General features: G+C 65.3%; 19 protein-coding genes. 16 read left to right on the forward strand and 3 right to left on the reverse strand.

Translation table 11 applies throughout. The annotated features are described in order from the left end of the window. Positions 1 to 465, reverse strand: a 465-nt coding sequence (locus tag ABEL04_RS14340; RefSeq protein ID WP_375803083.1) for a DUF1611 domain-containing protein, incomplete at its 3' end; no start/stop codon positions are given. A 220-nt stretch (positions 466 to 685) separates the two neighbouring features. Here ABEL04_RS14340 and ABEL04_RS14345 point away from each other — a divergent pair. The 6 genes from ABEL04_RS14345 to ABEL04_RS14370 all read left to right on the forward strand — a co-directional run bounded on the left by ABEL04_RS14345 (position 686) and on the right by ABEL04_RS14370 (position 6,736). After that, a complete protein-coding gene (locus tag ABEL04_RS14345) occupies positions 686 to 1,156 on the forward strand; it encodes an NUDIX domain-containing protein (protein WP_375803084.1) in 471 nt (156 codons plus the stop codon). Positions 1,157 to 1,627: 471 nt separating this feature from the next. Beyond that, entirely contained in the window at positions 1,628 to 2,131 is a 504-nt protein-coding gene (locus ABEL04_RS14350; RefSeq protein ID WP_375803085.1) for a twin-arginine translocation signal domain-containing protein, read from the forward strand. A gap of 135 nt (positions 2,132 to 2,266) precedes the next feature. Continuing rightward, the gene (locus tag ABEL04_RS14355; RefSeq protein ID WP_375803086.1) at positions 2,267 to 3,052 is read left to right on the forward strand and encodes a YceI family protein; all 786 of its coding nucleotides are present in this window, start codon (positions 2,267 to 2,269) and stop codon (positions 3,050 to 3,052) included. Positions 3,053 to 3,081: 29 nt separating this feature from the next. Continuing rightward, entirely contained in the window at positions 3,082 to 4,053 is a 972-nt protein-coding gene (locus tag ABEL04_RS14360; protein WP_375803087.1) for a DUF5777 family beta-barrel protein, read from the forward strand. A gap of 92 nt (positions 4,054 to 4,145) precedes the next feature. Further along, entirely contained in the window at positions 4,146 to 5,981 is a 1,836-nt protein-coding gene (locus ABEL04_RS14365; protein WP_375803088.1) for a sulfatase-like hydrolase/transferase, read from the forward strand. Positions 5,982 to 6,001: 20 nt separating this feature from the next. Then, positions 6,002 to 6,736, forward strand: a complete 735-nt coding sequence (locus ABEL04_RS14370) for a class I SAM-dependent methyltransferase (RefSeq protein ID WP_375803089.1) — start codon at positions 6,002 to 6,004, stop codon at positions 6,734 to 6,736. A gap of 29 nt (positions 6,737 to 6,765) precedes the next feature. Here the strand turns inward: ABEL04_RS14370 and ABEL04_RS14375 are convergent, their stop codons facing one another. Further along, positions 6,766 to 7,002: a hypothetical protein gene (locus ABEL04_RS14375; RefSeq protein ID WP_375803090.1), complete on the reverse strand. Its 237-nt coding sequence runs from the start codon at positions 7,000 to 7,002 to the stop codon at positions 6,766 to 6,768. 359 nt (positions 7,003 to 7,361) lie between these two features. Here ABEL04_RS14375 and ABEL04_RS14380 point away from each other — a divergent pair, with 359 nt between their 5' ends. After that, positions 7,362 to 9,212 carry a glycoside hydrolase family 15 protein gene (locus tag ABEL04_RS14380; RefSeq protein WP_375803091.1) on the forward strand — a complete coding sequence of 617 codons (1,851 nt, stop codon included), beginning with the start codon at positions 7,362 to 7,364 and terminating at the stop codon, positions 9,210 to 9,212. Between the two features lie 57 nt (positions 9,213 to 9,269). Then, positions 9,270 to 9,755 (forward strand): hypothetical protein, encoded by a 486-nt coding sequence (locus ABEL04_RS14385; protein WP_375803092.1) that lies wholly within the window; start codon positions 9,270 to 9,272, stop codon positions 9,753 to 9,755. A 58-nt stretch (positions 9,756 to 9,813) separates the two neighbouring features. Here the strand turns inward: ABEL04_RS14385 and ABEL04_RS14390 are convergent, their stop codons facing one another. Further along, entirely contained in the window at positions 9,814 to 11,058 is a 1,245-nt protein-coding gene (locus ABEL04_RS14390; protein WP_375803093.1) for a hypothetical protein, read from the reverse strand. A gap of 481 nt (positions 11,059 to 11,539) precedes the next feature. Here ABEL04_RS14390 and ABEL04_RS14395 point away from each other — a divergent pair, with 481 nt between their 5' ends. The 8 genes from ABEL04_RS14395 (at position 11,540) to nuoF (ending at position 21,006) form a co-directional block, all read left to right on the forward strand. Next, complete coding sequence (locus tag ABEL04_RS14395; RefSeq protein ID WP_375803094.1) at positions 11,540 to 12,718, forward strand: dipeptidase; 1,179 nt, start codon at positions 11,540 to 11,542, stop codon at positions 12,716 to 12,718. A gap of 118 nt (positions 12,719 to 12,836) precedes the next feature. Next, positions 12,837 to 15,116: a TonB-dependent receptor gene (locus ABEL04_RS14400; protein ID WP_375803095.1), complete on the forward strand. Its 2,280-nt coding sequence runs from the start codon at positions 12,837 to 12,839 to the stop codon at positions 15,114 to 15,116. 219 nt (positions 15,117 to 15,335) lie between these two features. Further along, positions 15,336 to 15,710, forward strand: a complete 375-nt coding sequence (locus ABEL04_RS14405) for an NADH-quinone oxidoreductase subunit A (protein WP_375803096.1) — start codon at positions 15,336 to 15,338, stop codon at positions 15,708 to 15,710. Positions 15,711 to 15,891: 181 nt separating this feature from the next. Next, on the forward strand, positions 15,892 to 16,533 hold the full coding sequence (locus tag ABEL04_RS14410) for an NADH-quinone oxidoreductase subunit B (RefSeq protein WP_375803097.1): 642 nt from the start codon (positions 15,892 to 15,894) through the stop codon (positions 16,531 to 16,533). Between the two features lie 99 nt (positions 16,534 to 16,632). Beyond that, the gene (locus ABEL04_RS14415; RefSeq protein ID WP_375803098.1) at positions 16,633 to 17,337 is read left to right on the forward strand and encodes an NADH-quinone oxidoreductase subunit C; all 705 of its coding nucleotides are present in this window, start codon (positions 16,633 to 16,635) and stop codon (positions 17,335 to 17,337) included. A 61-nt stretch (positions 17,338 to 17,398) separates the two neighbouring features. Next, entirely contained in the window at positions 17,399 to 18,745 is a 1,347-nt protein-coding gene (gene nuoD / locus ABEL04_RS14420; protein ID WP_375803099.1) for an NADH dehydrogenase (quinone) subunit D, read from the forward strand. Positions 18,746 to 18,851: 106 nt separating this feature from the next. Further along, positions 18,852 to 19,529, forward strand: coding sequence for an NADH-quinone oxidoreductase subunit NuoE (nuoE, locus tag ABEL04_RS14425; RefSeq protein WP_375803100.1), 678 nt, complete (start codon positions 18,852 to 18,854; stop codon positions 19,527 to 19,529). A gap of 109 nt (positions 19,530 to 19,638) precedes the next feature. Next, the gene (gene nuoF, locus ABEL04_RS14430) at positions 19,639 to 21,006 is read left to right on the forward strand and encodes an NADH-quinone oxidoreductase subunit NuoF (protein ID WP_375803101.1); all 1,368 of its coding nucleotides are present in this window, start codon (positions 19,639 to 19,641) and stop codon (positions 21,004 to 21,006) included. The last annotated feature ends 32 nt before the right edge of the window (positions 21,007 to 21,038 follow it).

Consider the following 21,038-nt stretch of genomic DNA (forward strand, 5'->3'; position numbering starts at 1 on the left):
GGTGCCCACCGCCAGCACCACGGTGGCCGCCACCTCGTCGGCGACGCCCCGGCTTACCGGCAGGTCGTCGGGCGGCTTGCGGACGTCCCAGATCGTCGCGTCATGGGCCTCGGCGAGCGCCGCAAACTCCTCGTCCGCCTGCAAGAAGTCGTGCAGGCCGGCCATCACGGTGCAACCCCGCCGCAGGGCCGCGCGGATGTCTGGGCGCCAGTCCTCGTCGAACCGTCCCCCGACGGTGGCGACCCCGATGGCGAGCGCGTCGACCGCCGCCTCCACCTCGTCCATCCGGGCAACAATCGGGGCGTCCGGGCCGCCGGGCAGCACGTCGGGGACGCGCCGTCCGGCGTTGGACCGGTCGATCACCGCCTGCACATCGTAGTCCCCGTAGCGGATCAGGCCCAGGGCCGTCTTGGCCTGGTCGTGGTCGGGAAACTTGTCGTGGGCCAGGAGGGCAATTCGATTCATGGGAGCACTTCAGAAGAACGACGCTCACACGCGAAATCCCCGCCAGTCTGTCGCCGGCGCTTTCTCCGCCGAGCCATCGGCGTCAGGAAGATAAGAACTGAATGACAGACGTTCTACGCCCCCGAACAGAACCGCGGCAATCGTACGTTGAAAGCGCCGAATGGGGAACGGAGGAGTCTTGCCGATCGATTTTGGGTCCACCCGCCATTATCGGATCGTCATGGACCACAGCGCTTGCCTTCTCCTCTACCGCCGAGCCTCAGAACTGGAGGTCTTTCTCGGCCACTTTGGCGGGCCGTACTGGTGGAACAAGGACGAAGGGGCCTGGACGATCCCGAAGGGCCTGATTGAGGACGACGAGGCCCCGTTCGACGCCGCGCGGCGGGAGTTCGAGGAGGAAACCGGCATCCGGCCGCCGTCGGAGAAGGATGCGTACGTCGACCTCGGCACCGTGAAGCAGTCGAGCCGCAAGCGGGTGGCGGCCTGGGCCATGAAGGCGGACGTGGATCCGGAGGCGCTGGAGAGCAACCGGTTCGAGATCGAGTGGCCCCCCGACTCGGGCACCACCCAGGAGTTTCTGGAGCTGGACCGGGCCGCGTACCTTCCACTGGACGAGGCGGCGGAGAAGATCGTGGAGGGGCAGCGCCCCTTCCTCGACCGGCTCCGGGAGGCATTGTCGACCGAAGGATGAGGGAACGACGAGTCCTCCTCGGTTCTCCTCGTAGTACCGCGTGCACGCCCCCTCCCGCCGGCGTTCGCGGCCCACGTCGAGTCGCGCCAACACAGGCACCTCTGCGTCGCTGGATCGGTGCAGCCGGGGGGTGTGATTGGCGGTGAAGGGCGAACAATCGGTAACAAACCCCCCGACACGCTGTGGGGCGAGGAGGGATTACAACTCTATCAGTATCTGGCCGGACCCCACCCAGAGATTTTTGCATTCCTCCTTTCGTTGTTACACCGCAAAAGCGTGAGCCAACTGCGACCGGAAGAATGAATCTTCCACCGCACGTCCTTTGGGACATCATAACTGCACCTTTTCTTCAAAGTGCGAGAGTGGTTACTTTTCATAGTGCGCGTTCTGAATGGTCGAGTGTAGAGGGGGCCGGGAGGTGCCCGCTCACACTCATGTCGTACTCTCTTCAACTGACCCCTTCCTTGTGCCGTGGATGATAGACAACACGTTTCCCGCCGCAAATTTCTCCAGCGCTTGGGAGCGCTCGGCGTTGTCGGAGCAGGAGCGCCCTCCCTCCTGGTTGCCTGCGACTCGGGGGGGTCCAACGGAGGAAATGTCGCCAGAACCTTCGAGGTGACCGTCGAGGAGATCACGAGCAGCTACCCGTACAGTGATCAAAACAACATCGGGACGGCCTTTGCGATCGATGGGGGACCGGGCGAGGTGATCACGCTTGAGCGTGGGCGTCGGTACGAGTTTGCGCTCCAGGAAAGTGTCCAGTCGGGGGCGGGGCCGGCCGGGTTTGCCCATCCCTTTTACATCGGACGAACCGCAGAGGGACAGGGAGGCGATGAGTTTAGTCAGGGCGTCGAAAACGCGAAATCCACGTCCGGCTCGGTCTTCTTCACGCCGCCCTCAGAGGCTCCGGATACGCTTTACTACCAGTGTGACATTCATGTGTACATGGGGGGGAAGATAGAAATCACTGGGTGAGAAAGGAGGGCGAGAAGAGTTCGGTATGGGAAATGGTTGAGGCCGATTCCGGAACCGTAGCTCTGCAGACCACCCGCGTACTCCCTGTCTCAATTACCCCTTATCCCCCGCATTTCTCATTCCTGTTCGATGCGCATGCCACTACTTCCCCCAAAAGCGCTATTCCAGGGGCCCTCCATCAGTGCCATCGTCCTTGCGGCGTGCGTGCTGGGACTTACTGGAATTGCGAATGCTCGTGCACAACGGGCCGTCGCGACCGTCGACTCCACCGAAAGCGTGGTCGACTACACCGGCTCGGCGCCGATGCACGACTGGACCGGAACGAGTCAGGACGTGGCGGGCCGCTTCATGCTCGATCCGGAGCATCCGGACAGTAGCCGCGCCGTGATTCGGGTGCCCGTCGCCAGCTTCGACAGCGGCAACGACCTACGCGACCGGAAGATGCGCACGGTGACCGAGGCCGACCAGCATCCGATCGTCGAGTTTCGGACGACATCTCTCCAGCCCGTACAGTGGGGGCGGGCCAGCGAGGGATACGCCGGACGATGGGCGGTGACCGGCGCCCTGACCTTCCACGGGCGCACCCACACGGTGGAGACCACAGCGGATGTGCGGATTAGCGATGGCCAGGTGCGAGTCCGGGCGAAGTTTCCCATTTCGCTGACCCGCTTCAACGTGGAGCGCCCCTCAATTCTGTGGGCGTCCGTCGCCGACACCATTCGCATTGACGCGCGCATCGTGGGCGATATAGAAAAGGCGCCGAGCGCGGCCCGTCGTTCCGGTGGTCCTCAGACCAAAGAAAACAGTGCCCGCAGTGAAACAGGACCGCTCCGCGACAGGAATGAAGGGGTCCTCGTCCCTCCGGCTCGGCGGGCAGGAGAAGAGAGGCCGAACGGGGAGAAGGCGGGGGCTGTGCGATAATCCGTCGTGCCTGACCGCCACACTTAGCCATGCGCACCTCTCGATTCATCGGTCTGCTCGCCGTTCTGATGACCCTCGCGGGAGGCACCCCCTGCGTCGCAGCTGCTCAGGCGACGGCCTCCACGCCGGGGGGCTCCGACGAAATGGGCGCCGCTCCCTCGCCCGACTCTTCGGAGGCCACGCCCGACACAGAGGCCCAGTCAGAGCGCTCTGCTTCCCCCGAGAACCCGATGCCGTTCAGTGGCTGGAAGGTGATCAATCTGCCAACGGGGCGGACCCTCGAAGGGGGCAATTGGCTCTTCCTGATCAGCCACCGCTTCAATCAGCCCGTTAATACGGGCTACGCCGGGTTCTACGGCCTCGACAGCGGGGCCACCATGTACCTGAGCTTAGGGTACGCCTTCACCGACCGTCTGCTCGTCACCCTAGGCCGTTCCGATCGCAGGGACAACGTCGAGTTGGAGACACGGTACGGGGCCGTGCACGAGCGGAATCCGAGTTGGCCCGTCGGCCTCTCCGTGCAGGGAGCCGTCAACTGGCTGACCCGAGATATCCCGGGCCAGCGCCGGTGGCGCTCGGCGGCGTTCAAGTACACGGCACAGGTGAGCCTGACGCGCACCGTGGTGGACCAGGTTGGGCTCGCGCTGGTGCCCGGCCTCACGCTGAATCCGGACGAGAATCTGGATGGGGAGACCCCCCTCGTGACCCTTGGGCTCGGAGCCCGCTGGAAGGTACAGGAGAAGGTGGCGCTCGTGGGGGAGTGGACTCCCGTTCTCTCGCGTCCTGACGCCATCGCCACAGCTCCGAATCGCCACGACACGTGGGCCGCCGGGGTCGAAATTACGACGGACGGGCACGTTTTCCAGGTCGTGGTGAGCAACGGCCGTGGGCTCACGACCGACCAGTACCTCAGCGGGGCCGACCTCGGCGGGGATATCGCGGACGGCAACGTACGCCTCGGGTTCAACATCTTTCGGATTCTCGACTTCTCGAAGTTTTAGGGAGGGGGGATTCCTGCCGATCCGTGCGCGTGCCGCCCGGATCGCCGGTTGTCGATCGAAGGTGATCCCGACCCTGACCGCAGAACCACACCATGGGTGAGTCCAACCGGATACAGAACGCCGAATGGACCGGGATGGAAACCGGGTACCTCCCGGCACGCACTCGAGAGGACGCGGCGCGTGTGCTCGTGGAGGGAATCGGGATCTTCGTAGGGCTGAGCGTCCTCCTCCGACTGCCCGATCTGGTCGCCGGAACCGTCCCCACCGACCCGGTCCGCTATCTCGAGCACCCGTTCCGGGCGTACTATCTCTTCAGCCTCGACCTTTTCGCGCTCGCCTCGCTTCTCTCGGTCGTCCCACATTCGGAGGAACGGTCCCGCGTCCGCGGCCTCGTGATGGGCAGCATCTTGTTTCTCCTGGTGTACCGCACGTACGACGCAGTGGTCGTCACGATGCTCCATCGGAGTCCCATCTTCTATGCCGACGCTTCCCATCTTGTGGGGGCTGTTTATCTGCTCGTGAATGCATCCCTGCCCATGACGGACGTCGCCACGGGGATAGCGGCGGTAGGGCTGTTCGGAGGGCTCATGTGGGCACTGCCGCCTCTGCTGCGTCGGCTCCATCGCGCCCTGGCCACGCCGGGGGGACGACGAGGCGTGCTCGTCGCCAACGCGATTGTGTGGCCGCTCGTTATTTTCGCTGCCATGGCGGACCATCGAGGGACATATCTGCGCCGGGCCACTTACCAGAGCGTCTGCCTGTCGACCACAGAGTGCCTCGTCCGGAACGTGAATGCCTCCTGGACCCTGCGCCACGAGGTAACGGAGCGGGCACAGGGGACGTCTGATTCGACTTATGTAGGCTACCAGTCGCTAGACTGGCAGCAGTCTCCGTCGCTGTATCTCGTCATGGTCGAGTCCTACGGTTCGATCCTGGCGGCGCCGGACAGCCCCGTGCCATACGACCAGTTCATGGCGCGCACCGCCGACTCGCTCCGGGCAGCCGGGTGGCACGCGGCGAGTGCACGGAGCAGGGCCCCGGTATTCGGGGGCCTTTCGTGGCTCAGTGTGGCCACGCTGTTTCTCGGCACGCCCGTCGAGCATCAGCCGATGTTCGACGTGCTGCGGCCGACGCTGCCGCGCCGTCCCCACCTCGTCCGGTTCCTTCGGCATCAGGGCTATGAGACTGCTACGCTTCAGCCCCCGGTCCGGACGCGGCCGGGGCTGCCTGTGGCCAATCCGTACGGGTTCGACCGCACGTTCTACCTGCACGACCTCAACTACGAGGGGCCTGACGTGGGATGGGGCATCGTGCCGGATCAGTACAGCCTGTCCGTTGCGCACGAGCGCTTCGTCGAGACGGCAGCGCCCCCGTTCTTCCTCTTCTTCGAGACCGTCACGTCCCACGGACCGTGGAGCACCCCACCCCCGCCCCTCGTGGACGATCCCGCCGCCCTGAATCGTTCTGAACCACGAGCACCGGGGCCTCCCGTCACCGACGCGTCCGGGGAAGAACCGGAGCGTCCGGGGTGGTCGACCCTCTCCCAGACCGAGCGCCTTTTCCGCACGATCCGGTATGACTGGCGCGTCCTGACGGATTACCTGCGCGCGGAGGCGCCCCCGAACAGTCTCGTCATCGTCGTGGGGGACCACCAGCCGTACTTTGCGGACACCAAGAGCCTGGCGACCCCTCTTCACGTGCTGAGCCAGCAGAAATCCCTGGTCCGCCGCTTCAAAAAATACGGGTTCGCTCCAGGGCTCCGGAGGACTGCCGCCGCTGACACCCTGCACCACGCCGGGCTGTATTCGCTACTCGTGCGCGTGCTCACAGCCCACGATCGTGCCCGACGGGGGCACGCCCCTGCGCCCCTTCCGCCGTATCGGCCTCGCGGTGTCGAGCGGGCCGCCCTCCTTCCCGATCATCCGTAACACAACTGCCGCATTGAGCCGTGCGTTCGTTCCCAACTCCCAGGCCGGTCACCGCGAAGGCGGACGTCCAGGCCTTCTTCGATGATCTGGCCCGACACTACGCCGAAAGACACGGCCCGGCCGAGGCCCTCCGCCGGCATCGGCTGCGCGTGCTCGCCCGGCATGCCCAGTTCGGGGCTTCCGACGTGGTGCTCGACGTGGGGTGCGGGGATGGCGCGCACCTGCGGGCCCTCGCGGACCGCATCGATCACGGGCTCGGGATCGACCTCTCGCCCCAGATGGTGCAGGCGGCCCGGGACCAGGCCCAGCATCCTTCGCTCACTTTTCGGGTGGGGGACGCCGAGCGCCTCGCGTCCGTGCCCGACGCCTCGGTTGACGCGGTGCTGTGTGTGGGGGTGCTGGAACACCTGTTGCACCCGGCCCGCGCGCTCCGGCAAATCGCCCGCGTGCTAAAGCCGTCGGGCCGCGTCGTGGCCCTCACGCTGAACGGGGATCACTGGTGGTACCGCCTCGCCGACCGCTTGGGCGTGCCGACGCGCCACCTCGCTACGGACCGGCGCCTCTCGCCCGCCCGGGCCCGCCGCCTGCTCCGCAAAAGTGGGCTTCGGCCCGACATTGGGTTCTGGCGCTTTGTGCCGAGCGGTGACCTGCCGCGGCCCTTGTCGGCCCTGTGCCGCGCGCTGGATCAGCTGGGGCAGCGGGTGGCTCCGTCGGCACTGCGGGGCGGCCTGCGACTCGTAGGACGGCCGGCGTGAGCCCGGCCCCTCAACGGTGAGGGGCCCCTTCACTCCCAATTTGCCAGTTCCTGTCCGGGGCGGAGGGTGAGCCCGACCAGCGTGGCGCCAAAGCCATTTTCGAGGTCGACCAGTTCTCGGAAAAATCCCCCGATCACCCCGGCCACCGAAGAGGAGGGATCGGCCTCTTGGCCGCAGGTTGGGCAGTAGTCCCCTGCGAAAATGCGCCCGCAGTTCGGGCACTCGGTGGTCTGGACAATGGCTTCGTCTTCCCGGTCGGGAGACATGAGGAGGTGGGCCTGTGGCGCCGGACAGACACTGAACAAGAACGCCCGCTCCCGGCGATCGTCGGGGAGGCAGACGGGTTTTCCCTGGCAAACCTTACGTCCCGGGAAATCAAATGGGTTGTCGCTATGACGTAAGTGAAGTTGGCAACGGTTCCGGGTTGGCCGATCACAGTTCCGGATCGACCTCTCGGTGCAGAGTACCGCCCGTCCTCGACCTTTGGGCGTACGCGTTGGGGAAACAACCGACGCTCAGGCGAAGAAGGGAACGGGGGGCAAGCATCGGTTGAACACTTCGGGGGCGGCAGAAGTGACACCGATCGGTTTTCAGTCTGTCTCCCCGGGCCCGGTTGTCCCCCACGATGCCCGACGCGGACGCCCGCTACGTCCCCATTGAGGACTACGCCGTCATTGGCGATTGCGCCAGCGCCGCCCTCGTGGGCAAGCACGGTTCGATCGACTGGCTCTGCTGGCCGCGGTTCGACAGCCCGTCGGTCTTCGCCGCCCTCCTCGACGCCGACGAGGGAGGGCACTTCCAAGTCTGCCCGGTCGGCGACTTTACGGTGGAGCGGCGCTACCTGGAGGACACCAACGTGCTAGAGACGACCTTCACGACGGATACGGGTGTGCTGCGGTTGACGGACGTAATGCCGGTGGCGGGCCGCGAGGCGTACCGGCGCGAGCTGTGGCCCGAGCACGAAATTCTCCGTCGGGTCGAGTGCCTGGAAGGAGAGGTGGAGGTCAGCGTCGTCTGCGATCCGCGGATCGAGTACGCCCGGATCGACCCGCCGTTGGAGGATCGAGGGCCACACGGATTCTTCTACAACCACGAGGAGGCCGTCCTGATCGTCCGAAGCGAACTGCCCCTCACCTTGTCGCGGGGACGGGGGGCGCTTTACGGCCAGCGAACGCTCCGGGCGGGCGAGCGGCACTTTCTCTCGCTCACGTACGATGAGGGGGAGCCGGCCGTCCTGCCCCTTCTGGGCGACCACGCCGAGCGCAAACTGGAGCGATCGGTGGGGTACTGGCACGACTGGGCCGAGCGCTGTGAGTATGAGGGCCCGTACCGGAACGCCGTCGTGCGGAGCGCCCTCACACTCAAGCTCATGACGTTCGCCCCGTCAGGGGCCATCGTGGCGGCCCCTACCACGTCGCTGCCCGAGGCCATCGGGGGGGAGCGCAACTGGGACTACCGGTACTGCTGGCTCCGCGACGCGGCCCTCACGCTGCGCGCGCTCTATGAGCTAGGCTACGAGGCAGAGGGCCGTGCCTTTTTCTCGTGGCTCCTGCACGCCACCCGCCTCACGGCGCCGAAGCTCTCAGTGCTCTACGACGTACACGGCAATTCGACCGTAGAGGAGCGGACGCTTCCTCACCTGGAAGGCTACCGCCAATCGCCCCCCGTCCGCGTCGGCAATGGCGCGCACGACCAGCTCCAGCTCGACACGTACGGTGAGCTCATCAGTGCGGCCTACGAGTTCGCCCGGCGGGAGGAGCGGCTGGACGACTGGCATGCCCGCCTGCTGCGGAGCCTCGGCGACGAGGTGTGCGAGCGGTGGCGGGCGCCGGACGAAGGCATCTGGGAGGTGCGCTCCGGGCGCCACCACCACACGTTCTCGAGGGCCATGTGCTGCGTGGCGCTGGAGCGGCTCGTGGCGTTGCGCGAGGCCGGCTACCTGCGGGTGGACGCCGACCGGTATCGGAGCGAGGCCGAGACGATTCGGGCCGCCGTGGAGGAGCAGGGCTACAACGAAGAGATGGGCAGCTACGTCGCCACGTTTGGCGGCGATCGGGTGGACGCGAGCCTGTTGTTGCTCCCGTTCTACGGCTACACCGAGGCCACCGCGCCGCGCATGGAATCGACCTTCACTCGCATCCACGAAGAACTGGCCCAGGAGGGGCTCCTGTACCGCTATCCGCCCGGTACCGACGACGGCCTCTCGTCCGAGGAGGGCGCCTTCGGCATCTGCAGCTTCTGGGACGAGGAGATGTTTGCCCGCCTCGGCCGCCTCGATGAGGCACGGGAGAATCTCAACAAGACGATCTCCTACGCCAACGACCTCGGTCTCTTTGCCGAAGAGATCGATCCAGACACGGGGGCCTTTTTGGGCAACTTCCCGCAGGCGTTCACGCACGTGGGCCTCATCAACGCCGTCCTCACCCTCGAAAGAGTGTCCGAGGATCCGTCCGACACCGCCCCCGCGCCTAACTGACTTCTCGCGTTGCGCAGTGTGGCGTTCGTCGTTTTGATCGCTGCCTGAATTCGACTCATGGTTCCCGCGCTTAGTCTCCACGTCGGCGAGGCCCTGCTCTGGGGCGTCTTCGCCACAGGCGTTCTGACCCTGCTAATGGCGGCGAGTCAGGGGCTCGGCTGGTCGCGCATGAGCTTTCCGTTCATGATCGGAAGCATGTTCACGTCGCACCGGAGCCGGGCCATGGCCCTCGGCTTCGCGCTACACTTTGGGTTCGGCATGACGTTCGCCCTTCTGTACGCGCTCGTCTTCGAGGGCTGGCAGTGGTCGTCGTGGTGGATTGGGGGACTGCTCGGCGTCTTCCACGGCCTGTTCATCCTCATCGTCGTGATGCCCGCCCTGCCGGACCTCCATCCGCGCATGGCCAGCAAGCACCACGGGCCTACGCCCACACGCCAACTGGAGCCCCCCGGCTTCATGGCGCTCAATTATGGACGCAATACGCCGGCCCTCACGCTCGCGGCCCATCTCGCCTACGGCGTTCTGCTCGGCGCATTTTATTGAGAAGGGAGGCGGGGAGAGCCCCTGCCCGCAATCTTCCAATCTTCTAACCTTCAACCTTCTACTCCCCCCGCGGCACCGCATTCAGGGGCTCGGAGTGCTGCACGTCGGGGATCGCGATGTAGGCATCGATCGACACGATGGCCTCATGGAGTTTGTCGGGCAGGATGTCCCAGTCGAAGTAGCGAGGACGAAGGGCCCGAAGATCGATGATTGTGATCTTGTTCTCCCGCAGATGCTTTGCGAAGGGGCCGTCCTCCCCGCCCAGCCAGGGAGTGCATTCACCACCTCCGCCCTGACCGGTCTTCGGAATCTGCCCGCTTTGGCAGTCGGCCATTACGTGAAATGTATCCTCGCCCCGTGCCCGGGCCCACTCCGCCATGAAGCCCCCGAGCGGAATGTAGATCCCTTCCGAGGAGTGTTTAGGGGTGTGGGCGTTTTTGTGGAAGACCTTGGGCGCCTCGCCGTGCTCGGCCTCCCACTGCCGAATGTGGTCGATCAGTTGCTCCTTCATGAGGGTCTCCCGGCGGACTCGGCTCTCGAAGAAAGAGCCGTCGGTCCGCACGTAAGGGGCGTAGATCGCGTTGCTTTCGAGGAGGGCATCGATGCGGGCCAGGGCCGTTTCGTCGCCCCGCGGTTCGAAGGCCGCTCGCAGCGCTTTCAGGGCCGATGGGGGAGCAGCCGCGACAGCCGGGCCTGTCTCCCCACCCCACGCCTCTTTCATCTTCGTACGGGTGTTCTGCACCGCTGTCCGCTCGCGGTCGGTCTTGGCCTCTTCGGCCAGCGCGTCGAGGTGCATCGGGAGGCTGTAGATGAACTCGTAGTCGATCCCCCAGATCGGCGCCCCGGCTTCGACCATGCGTGCCGCCATTTCCGACTCCTCCTTCCGGTTGAGGAAGGCAATCGGGGGGCTTTCGTAGCGGGTGACGAGATTCCTGAGCGCCGGGTAGCCGCCCTGTCGGAGGGCCTCGGTCGTCGCCTCCCCTGCGAACGAGCCGATTTCCAGGGCGACGGGGCCGTAGCCGTGGTCGCGCAGTCGCTCGTAGAGGGTGGCGGCAACCTTGGGAATCTCGGCGGTGCCGTGGCGCTCGCCCATCAGGAAGTGGTCGACCGCCCGGCCGCGAGCCTCCAGCCAGTCGGCGCCCGGGCCAGTGAGCTGTCCGTCCTCCAGCGTGGCGGTGTAGGTGTGGGCCGCCACGATGCTGTCGAAGGCCGCGCGGACGGCCGCTGAGTCCGGCTCCTGGGCGTGGGCGGAGGGAGATGCGATCCCAAGCAGGAAGAGAGCGGTGGTGAGGAAAATGGGCATCGCTCTACGAATCATCATGGGCGTCGAGAACCAGAATTGCGAAACAGAATGGGAGTGGAGTGGAAGCCGTGTCGGGCCAGCAGGCCGGTCGTGAGACGCATGATTCCGAGTAGCGTGCTGGTTAATTGCAGGAGGATCGGGTGTCGGGGGACGCTCGGGAAGAGGGCCGAGTGCCTCTCGGTCCACATACCGCTCCCTGCTCCAGTGTAGCAGACAGGGATCTCCGCGAGCAGGTTGCACCCAGCCCAAAAACGCTCGATGAATGACCGCGGCCGTGCCAAGTGTGAGGACTTCGCAGCCAGGGGGCCGAGGCGGGAGAGGAGGGATTGGGGGCTGCCCTCGCTCCTTACCCTCTGCTGAGTTTCACAGTCGAGACTTCGTCGTCGCTTTGGGCTTTGCTAAACGTCCCGGGGTTTAGGGTGTAGACGTAGGAGGAAAACGCGTCCGCCCCCAACCCTCAACCCAAAACCCGTAACCACCCGTGGTCCGCGTCGTTCTCTACGTCCTCGTCGCCCTCCTCGGCCTGGCCGTCGTGGGGTACTTCACCGTCGCCGCCCCGATCGCCGACGCCCGCTACAACAGGGTCCGGGCCGAGCCGCCCTACGACGCTTCCGCCCGGGCCGAGGCCCTCCACGATACCCTCATGGTGGCGGACCTGCACAACGACCTCCTCCTCTGGCCCCGCAATCCGCTTCAGCGCTACGACCGCGGCCACTCCGACGTCCCGCGGCTCCGGGAGGGCGGGGTGGGCCTGCAGGTGTTTGCCGCCGTCACGCAGGTGCCCTGGGGCCAGAGCTACCAGGGCACCGCCGCCGGCTCCGACCAGATCCCCTATCTTGTGGCGGCGGAGCGGTGGCCCCTCCGCACCTGGACGAGCCGCCTGGCGCGGGCCCGCTACCAGGCCCGCAAGCTCCGCCGTGCGGTGGGCCGGGGGGAGGGCCTGATGCTCCTCCGCACTCAGGCGGACCTCGATACCCTACTTGCAGGCCGGGAGGAGAACCCGAACGCGATGGGCACGCTTCTGGCCGTGGAGGGCCTGCACGCCCTGGAGGGAACGGTCGCAAACGTCGACACGCTCGTGGCCGACGGCTACCGCATGATGAGCCTCACCCACCTTTTCGACAACGCCCTCGGGGGCTCCTCGACCGGGATTGAGAAGGGGGGGCTTACCGACTTCGGGGAAGCGGTGCTTGAGCGCCTGAAGAAGAACGACGTCACCATCGACCTGGCCCACGCCTCCGAGGCCCTCATCGACGACGTGCTGGCGCGGACCTCCGAGCCGGTCGTGGTGAGCCACACCGGCGTCGACGCCACCTGTCCGAGCCCCCGCAACCTGAGCGACCGGCACGTCCGGGCCATCGCCAAGCAGGACGGGGTCATCGGCATCGGCCTCTGGGAGAAGGCCGTCTGCGGGCCCACCGCGGCGGCCACGGCCGAGGCGATGGCGCACGTCGCGGACCTGGTGGGGGCCAAGCACGTGGCCCTCGGCACCGACTACGACGGGACAGTGCTGGCGCCGTTCGAGGCAGGGGGGCTGCCGCTGCTAACGGAGGCGCTCCTGGAGGAAGGCTTCACGCCGCGCGAAGTGGAGCAAATTATGGGCGGGAACGTCGCTCGCGTGCTCCGACGAACCCTGCCGTCGGCAGAGGAAAACGAGTGAAAGACGATCCGCAGGGAAGCCGTCGCCCGGAACGTGATCTCGGGAGATGATCGTTTCAAAAGTGCCAGTCATTTCCGTCACGCTCGTTGACGAACGAAAATCACATTCTGACCCGGACATGGTTGCTCGGTGCAGCAACGCGCTTCGCTTCCGCCGTCCGCATGAGGGAATTGTGATTTTGGTAGTGGTGCTCCTGCTTGGCCTCACGCCGCCAGGGGCCACAGCCCAAAATCTGGGAACCGTAACAGGAACGGTCACGGACGCAGATGAGGGCACCCCCCTCATCGGGGCGACCGTTATGCTCCGAAAAATTGACGACCCGTCGGGGGTGCGGGAGACGAGGACCGGAGTGATTGGTACCTACCGGTTCACGCGGATCCGGCCCGGCCGCTACGTGCTCGAGATCTCGTCGCTCGGGTATCAGCGGCGCCGGATCCCGCTGACGCTCGAGATGGGCGAGTCGCGGGACATCGACGTCGAGCTACGGGTGGATCCCTTCAGTTTCAAGACCGTGGCGGAGACGCCGTCGCGGCGCCCGCAGCGACTCTTGGAGTCCCCGGCGTCGGTGTCCGTGCTGGAGCCGCAACGCATCCGCCGGGCGTCTGCAACCTCGTCGGTGGAGGCGCTTCGGTCCGTGGTGGGGGTCGACATGGCCCAGACCGGGGTCGACCGGCGGGAACTGGCCCTCCGCGGCTTCAACAGCGCGTTCTCGACGGCCCCCTACGTGCTCACGGACCACCGGGAAGCCGCCGCCCCGGCCCTCGGCCTGAACCTCTACAGCGTGATGCCGAACACGGCGCTCGACCTCGCCCGCATCGAGGCGGTGCGCGGCCCAGCCGGGGCTCTGTATGGGACGGGCGTGGACGGCGGTGTCCTCCACTTCGTCACGAAGGACCCGTTCCAGGATCCGGGCACCTCCCTCGCCCTGTCCGGCGGCTCCCGCTCGTACCTCAACGCCCAGTTCCGTCAGGCGGGCGTCCTTGGGAACACGGTGGGGTACAAGTTTACCGGCCAGTGGGGCCGGGCCGACGAGTGGGCGCTCGACCCGAACAATCGCCAGGACGCGGCAGAGCTCAGTCGGTACCGCGTGTACGAGGAGCGGAGTGCCGTGCCGGCGGGGCGCGACGCATCGCGAATTGACCGGGACGACGATGGGGACCCCGAATTCCGCCTCCGCCGGGAAGACCTCTACCGCCGATACAACGTGAACGGCATGCTAAAATACCGCTTCGGAAACGACACGGCCCTCAGCCTCCGCGGCGGCTACGCGTCCCTGACGAGTCCTCTGCAGTCGCCGATCGGCACGCTGCAGGCCTCCAACTTCGGGTACAGCTACGGCCAGCTCCGCCTGGAGGCCGGCGCCTTTTCCGCCCAGGTGGCCCTGAACCGCGACCTTCCCGAAAGCGAGGTGTACCGCCTTCGCACCGGCACCTTCGTGACCGACGAAGGGACGCAGGTCGACGGGCAGCTGCAGTACGCGTTTGGGGTCGACGCCCTCGACACTGAGGTCCTCGTCGGCGGAGAGGCCGACGGCACCTTCCTCCAACCGGCGGCGGTGGGGCCCGGCCCCGACGAAGACGAGTTCGCCACGGTCGGCACTTACCTCCAAACCACCACGTCCCTCGCTCCCTCGCTCTCGCTCACCCTGGCGGGCCGGGCCGATTATCTCAGCGTGCGGGAGGAGGTGCAGGTGTCGCCGCGGGCCGCACTCGTCTACACCCCGACCTCGCAGCACGCGCTCCGGGTCAGCTACAACCGCACCGTGTCGGTGCCCTCGGCGTCGCCCCTCCTTCGGATCGTCCCGGCGGCGCCCACGCCCCCGCAGGCCACCGAGACTCAGACCTTTGAGGCGGGGTACAAAGGCCAGTTTGCCAATCGGCTTCGGCTCAACGTGGACGGATACTACGAGACGCGGGACCACGTCCTCGTGCCAGCGGTGGGGGTGCCCGTTCAGTACCGGAGTGCCGGTAACATCGAGTACTGGGGACTGGACGTAGCCGCAGAGCTGAACGCCACCAGCGCACTCACGATTTTCGGCAACACCTCCGTCGTGAGCGACGATTCCTTTAGAGGCAATGGGGGAGCGGGGGCTATTGCACTCAATGCCCCAGCGCTCAAGGTGAAGGGCGGAGTTGACTACCGACTGCCCCGCTTCGACGCAAGCATTGGCGCCACCGCGCACTACGTCGACGACTTTCCGGTCCGCTTTGGGCCCTACACGGGCACGGTCGACGCCTACACCCTGCTCGACGTGCGGGCCCGGGCCACGGTCCCGACGGTGCCGGGGCTGAGCGTGAACGTCACCGCAAAGAACGTGCTCGGGAACAACCACCGCGAGTTCGTTGGCGCACCTGCACTGGGCCGCATGATCATCGCCCGACTCACCTACACCCTTTAGGGGCGGAAGTACGGACGTGTGGACGCATGGAAGAGGACAACGAGACAAGGCCGTGTCCATCGGCCCATCCACACCTGATAGTTCATTCGCTCTTTGGGCGTTCGGGGGGCCTCGTCGTTGCATCCGCGGGGGCTGATGTGTACCGTGCCCTACTCCCCCAAGCGTCCGCCCTATCGGGGACGCCTTTCGCTGGGCTCCGACCACCATCCGCGATCGGCCATGTTTGGCGACTTCGTCCCCTTGTTTCTCATGATTGGGTTGGCCATTGGGCTCGCCCTGACCCTGCTGGCCGCCGCTGAGCTACTCGGCCCCGACCGCCCCAGTGGAACGAAAACCATGCCCTATGAGAGTGGCATGGACCCGATTGGTAGCGCCCACGAGCGGTATTCGGTGAAGTTCTACCTCGTGGCGATGATCTTCATCGTTTTCGACGTCGAGGTAGTGTTCATGTGGCCGTGGGCGGCCAGCTTCAGCAGCTTCGTCGAGAACGGCGCGGGGCTCGGTGTCATCGCCGTCATTGCCCTCTTTACGATCATTCTCCTCGTCGGGCTCCTCTACGACGTCAAGAAGGGGGGGCTGGATTTCGAGCAGTAGCGCCGGGGCCCCGGGCCAGCGATTGCGGAGATTTCGCACTGGAGGGTGAAACCAGTGGACGACCGGCGTCATTTAACGCCGGTACCCAACCAACACACGGCCTTCCAGTCCTGCCGAGCGCCCGAACGGAAGGCTGCTGCGCCGTGCCTCTGCACCCTTTCCAAATGCCTGAAATCCTTCCATGGCTGGATCCTCGAACGGGCAAGGCTTCTTCACCACCCGGGTGGACGCCCTCCTCAACTGGGCCCGGTCAAACTCCCTCATGCCCATGCCCATGGGCCTGGCCTGCTGCGCCATCGAAATGATGGGATTTGCGGGGCCGAAATACGACTCGGCTCGGTTCGGCAGCGAGGCCATGCGCTTCACCCCGCGCCAGGCCGACCTCATGATCGTGGCCGGCTGGTGCTCCTACAAGATGAGCCACGCCATCCGCCGCGTGTGGGACCAGATGGGCGACCCGAAGTGGTGCATCGCCATGGGCGCCTGCGCCTCCACCGGCGGCATGCACCGTTGCTACGGCGTCGTGCAAGGGGTTGACAATTTCCTGCCGGTCGACGTCTACATCTCCGGCTGCCCGCCGCGCCCCGAGTCGGTGCTGCACGCGCTGATGGACATCCAGGAGAAGATCCGCAACGAGTACTCGGTGGTGCAAGACTACGAGTTCGGAAAGGCCCGTGAGCGGGTGCCCATCATGCCCGAGAATACGAACAAGTTCCCGGGCCAGCTCGAGAAACCGAAGGCCAAGACTCTCGAGTCTCCGGCGGAAACCGTCGAAGAGGACGAGGACGAAGAAGATGTCTTGAGAGAACCTGCCCTCCAGTAGGCGCCGGTTGCCGCCTGTCCTCTTCCATCCGCCGTCCCCCACCCACGCACCCCAACTGTGGCTCGCCGATTGTGACGCCCTAAGACGCTGAACTGTCCCATGAGCAAGCCCGACGATCCCCGCACATCGGATCCGAAAGATCCGGAGGAGCTCCGCTTCCACTACACCCCTGCCGCCGAGCCCCACTCAGCGCAGGAGACCGAAAATCCGCACGCGAAGGGCACGACCCACGCGCCCGACGTCATCAATGCCCTGCAGGAGGAGTTTGGCGCTGCCGTCCACGGCGTTGAACGGTACGCCAACGAAGACACCATCTACGTCGAGAAGCGCCGCATTCGAGAGATCTGCCGGTTTCTCAAGGAGGAGGAAGCCTTCAACTACTTCATTGACCTGGGCGGCATCGACCGCTTCACCGACGAGGACCGCTACGAGGTCTTCTACAACCTCGTGAGCACCGAGCGCCAGACGCGCATCCGCCTGAAGGTACGCGTGGATGAGACGGACATGCGCGTGCCGAGCGTGACGGACGTCTACCGCGCGGCCAATTGGAACGAGCGGGAGGCCTACGACATGTTCGGCTTCGACTTCGTCGACCACCCGGACCCCCGGCGCATGTACATGCCGGAGGATTTCGACTACCACCCGCTGCGCAAGGAATTTCCGCAACTGGGCGTGCCGGGCTCTCTGCCGCTGCCCCCCCAAACCCCAGACGGCGAGCTTACGATGGATCCCTTTGCCGCCGCCCGTGGCTCCAAGCCCGTCAAGAGCTACGAAGAACCGGCCACCGGCAGCGACGCTGAATGAGCGTTCGGACGCTACGCGTCCAGCGTTCTAACGTACTCATGCATCAACGCCCCCCCACAGTATGCCCGATACACCAGAGTTTCCGGGGCTCGATATTGGCGACCAGTTTCGGTTCTGGCCGGAGCACAACGAGGCGCTCTACGAGCGGCTCGAAACCAAGCATGCCTGGCTCGAAGAGAAACAGGCCGCGCGAGGGGACGGGGAGCCGCCGGTGACCAAAAAGGCGGAGATGGACCCGCTGGAAAACGAGATGATTCTCAACATCGGGCCGCAGCACCCGGCTACACATGGAGTGCTGCGCTGCGTCGTGAAGCTCGATGGAGAAACCGTCCAGAAGGCGGTGGTCGACATCGGCTACCTGCACCGCGGGATCGAGAAGCTCGCGGAGCACAAGACGTACCAGGAGTTCATGCCGTACACCGACCGCATGGACTACCTGTCGCCCTACTCCAACAACGTAGCGTGGTGCCTGGCCGTCGAGAAGCTGGCTGGCATTGAGGTGCCGGAGCGCGCGCAGTGGATCCGCATGATCATGTGCGAGCTCGCGCGCATCTCCTCGCACTGCCTCTGGCTCGGGACAGCCGGAATGGACGCCGGGGCGGTCTCGGTGTTCCTCTGGGCCTTTCAGGAGCGGGAAGAAATCTACTCCATTTTCGACGAGGTCGCTGGGGCCCGCTTCACCGTGAGTCACAGCCGCATCGGCGGCCTGGCTACGGACCTGTCCCCGCGTTCCATTGAAATGATCCGCGACTTCATCGAGAAATTCCCGGACCGGGTCGAGGGGTGGGAGACTCTCCTCAACCGCAATCGCATCTGGATTGATCGCAACAAGGGCGTAGGCCGAATCACGAAGGAGGAGGCCCTGGAACTGGGCGCGACCGGTCCCACCCTGCGCGGCTCCGGCGTGCCCTACGACATCCGCCGCTTCGAGCCCTACCTCAAGTACGACGAGGTCGACTTCACCATTCCGGTGCGCGAGGAGGGCGACGCCCTGGCGCGGTACTTCCTCCGCATGGAGGAAATGAAGCAAAGCGTGCGCATCATCGAGCAGTGCCTCGACCGCATGACCGAGGGCCCCATCCGGTCCGACGACGCGAAAGAGGCCTATCCCTCGAAGGAAGAGGTCTATTACTCCATGGAGGGGATGATCCACGACTTCATGTATACCGACGTGGGCACCGTCCCGCCGAAAGGGGCGCACTCCTACCACGCCATCGAGTCGCCGAAGGGCGAACTCGGGTTTTACCTCACGTCCGACGGCACGGGGCGTCCCTGGCGGGTCCGCATCAATGCGCCGTCGTTCACCAACCTCCAGACCATGGAGTACATGATGGAGGGGGCGCTCGTGGCCGATACCGTCGTCATCATTAGCTCTATCGACCCGGTGCTGGGCGAGTCCGACAAGTAGGGGCACACAGGGGGCTAATTTTCGAGCGGCGAATGTGTCGAGTGTCGAAGAATCCGACATCCGGCCCCGCGTTCGATCACTGAGATTCGACAACCGACAATCGACAATGTCCGAGTTCGACATCACGCGACCCGTCGTTGAGCTCCCGGACCAAGATCCGGACCCGGAGTTCGCCGACGACGAGCTCGTGTGGACCGACGAAGAGAAAAAACAGATTGAGGCCTGGAAGGCGCAATACCCGGAGGATCAGGGGGCCATCATGAAAGTGCTGTGGCTAGCACAGGAGAAATTCGGCTACCTGCCGCCGGAGGTCATCAAGTTCTGCGGGGACACGCTGGATATGACGTTCTCACAGGCTTACGGCGTGGCCACGTTTTACCACCAGTACTACAAGGAGGAGAAGGGGGAATTCGTCCTTGACGTGTGCACCTGCTTCACGTGTCAGGTGTGCGGGGGCTACGACATTCTGCATTACCTGGAGGAGAAGCTGGGCATCCACGCAGGCGAGACGACCGACGACGGGACGTTCACGCTGCAGGAGGCTGAGTGCCTCGGGTGCTGCGGCTCGGCGCCCATGCTGGAGGTGTCGAACGGTGTGTACGTGCACCAGCTCACGCCGGAGAAGGTAGACGACCTGATCGAGACGCTGAGGGACGGGGAGATGCCGGAATTCACGTCCGTCACGCTGCCGCAGGACGAGGATGAGATGGGGGGCAATCGGCGGACCGACGTGGAGAAGACGACGACCTACGAGACGCAGCCCCGGGCGGAGCATCTGGAATGACGCGTGATGCGTGAGGAGTGATGCGTGAGTGGAGAGCAGCCTCACGCCTTCACGTTTCACGGATCACGGCTCATTCGCCATTCGACACTCGCAATTCGACACTGAATCGATGGAAACGAACGGGACGCCCCAGACCCAAACCAAGGCCGGCGACTGGCGCTCGTACGATCGGGTGCTGCTGCCGCCCGTTGAGGATCTCCACAAGCTGGAGGTCTACGAGGAGGAAGAAAACGGCTACGACCGGCTCCGCAACGTCCTCAAGGACGACAGCATCAATCCCGACGACGTCACCGAGATCGTCAAGCGGTCGGGCCTGCGGGGTCGCGGCGGCGCGGCGTTCTCCACGGGGATGAAGTGGAGCTTTATGCCCGACGTGGGCGAGCGCCCGCGCTACCTGGCCTGCAATGCCGACGAGAGCGAGCCGGGCACGTTTAAGGACCGGCAGATCATGGAGTACAACCCGCACCTCATGCTCGAGGGGATTCTGATTGCGGGCTACGCGCTCCAGATCGACACCTGTTACGTGTATTTTCGGGGGGAGTACACGGACTGGATCGTGCACATGAAGGAAGAGCTCGAGAAGGCCTACGAGAAAGGGTACGTGGGCGAGAACATCATGGGCTCGGACTTCTCGATGGAGATCGTCTTCCACAAAGGCGCCGGGGCGTACATCTGCGGGGAGGAAACGAGCCTGATGGAAAGCATCGAGGGCAAGCGCGGGTACCCGCGCTACAAGCCTCCCTTCCCCGCCCAGAAGGGCATCTTCGGGTGTCCCACCACGATTAACAACGTCGAGACGCTGGCCTGCGTCCCGCTCATCATGGAGAAAGGCGCCGACTGGTTTGCCGACACTGGCGCGGAGGATCATCCCGGACCGGTTCTCTATGGCATTTCGGGCCACGTCAACCGCCCCGGCGTCTACGAGTACCCCACGGGGATGCTCATTACCGACCTCATCGAAGAGGTCGCCGGCGGCGTGCGCGACGGCAAAGACATGAAGGCCTTCGTCCCGGGCGGGGCCTCGACACCTCCCATCCCTGGCGACTGGGTGGACGGGGTCACCATGAACTCGAACAGCCTGAACGAGGCGGGGACCATGTTCGGCACCGGAGGCATCCTCGTGCTCGATGAGGACACCGACATGGTCTCCTGGCTCCGGCGCGTGGCGCACTTCTTCCAGGACGAGAGCTGCGGGCAGTGCACGCCCTGTCGCGAGGGCACCGGCTGGATCGAAAACCTCGTCACCCGCATCGACGAAGGAGAGGGCAACATGCGCGACCTCGATCTGCTGCTCGACCTCTGTGACCAGATGGAGGGCCGTACCATCTGTGCCTTCGCCGACGCGGCGTCCTGGCCGGTGCGCTACACCGTGCAGCGCTTCCGCGAGGACTTCGAGGCGAAATGCACGCCGTCGGTCCATCCGGTGAGTTCGGAGGTCTCCGCCGGGGCGGAGTCGGCCGTGGCCGCAACCGAGTAACTCGTCCGCTGGGAGGGGCGTGGGAGCTTGCT

Origin of the sequence: Salinibacter sp., assembly GCF_042218895.1 — a bacterium.
Classification (GTDB): Bacteria; Bacteroidota; Rhodothermia; order Rhodothermales; family Salinibacteraceae; genus Salinibacter.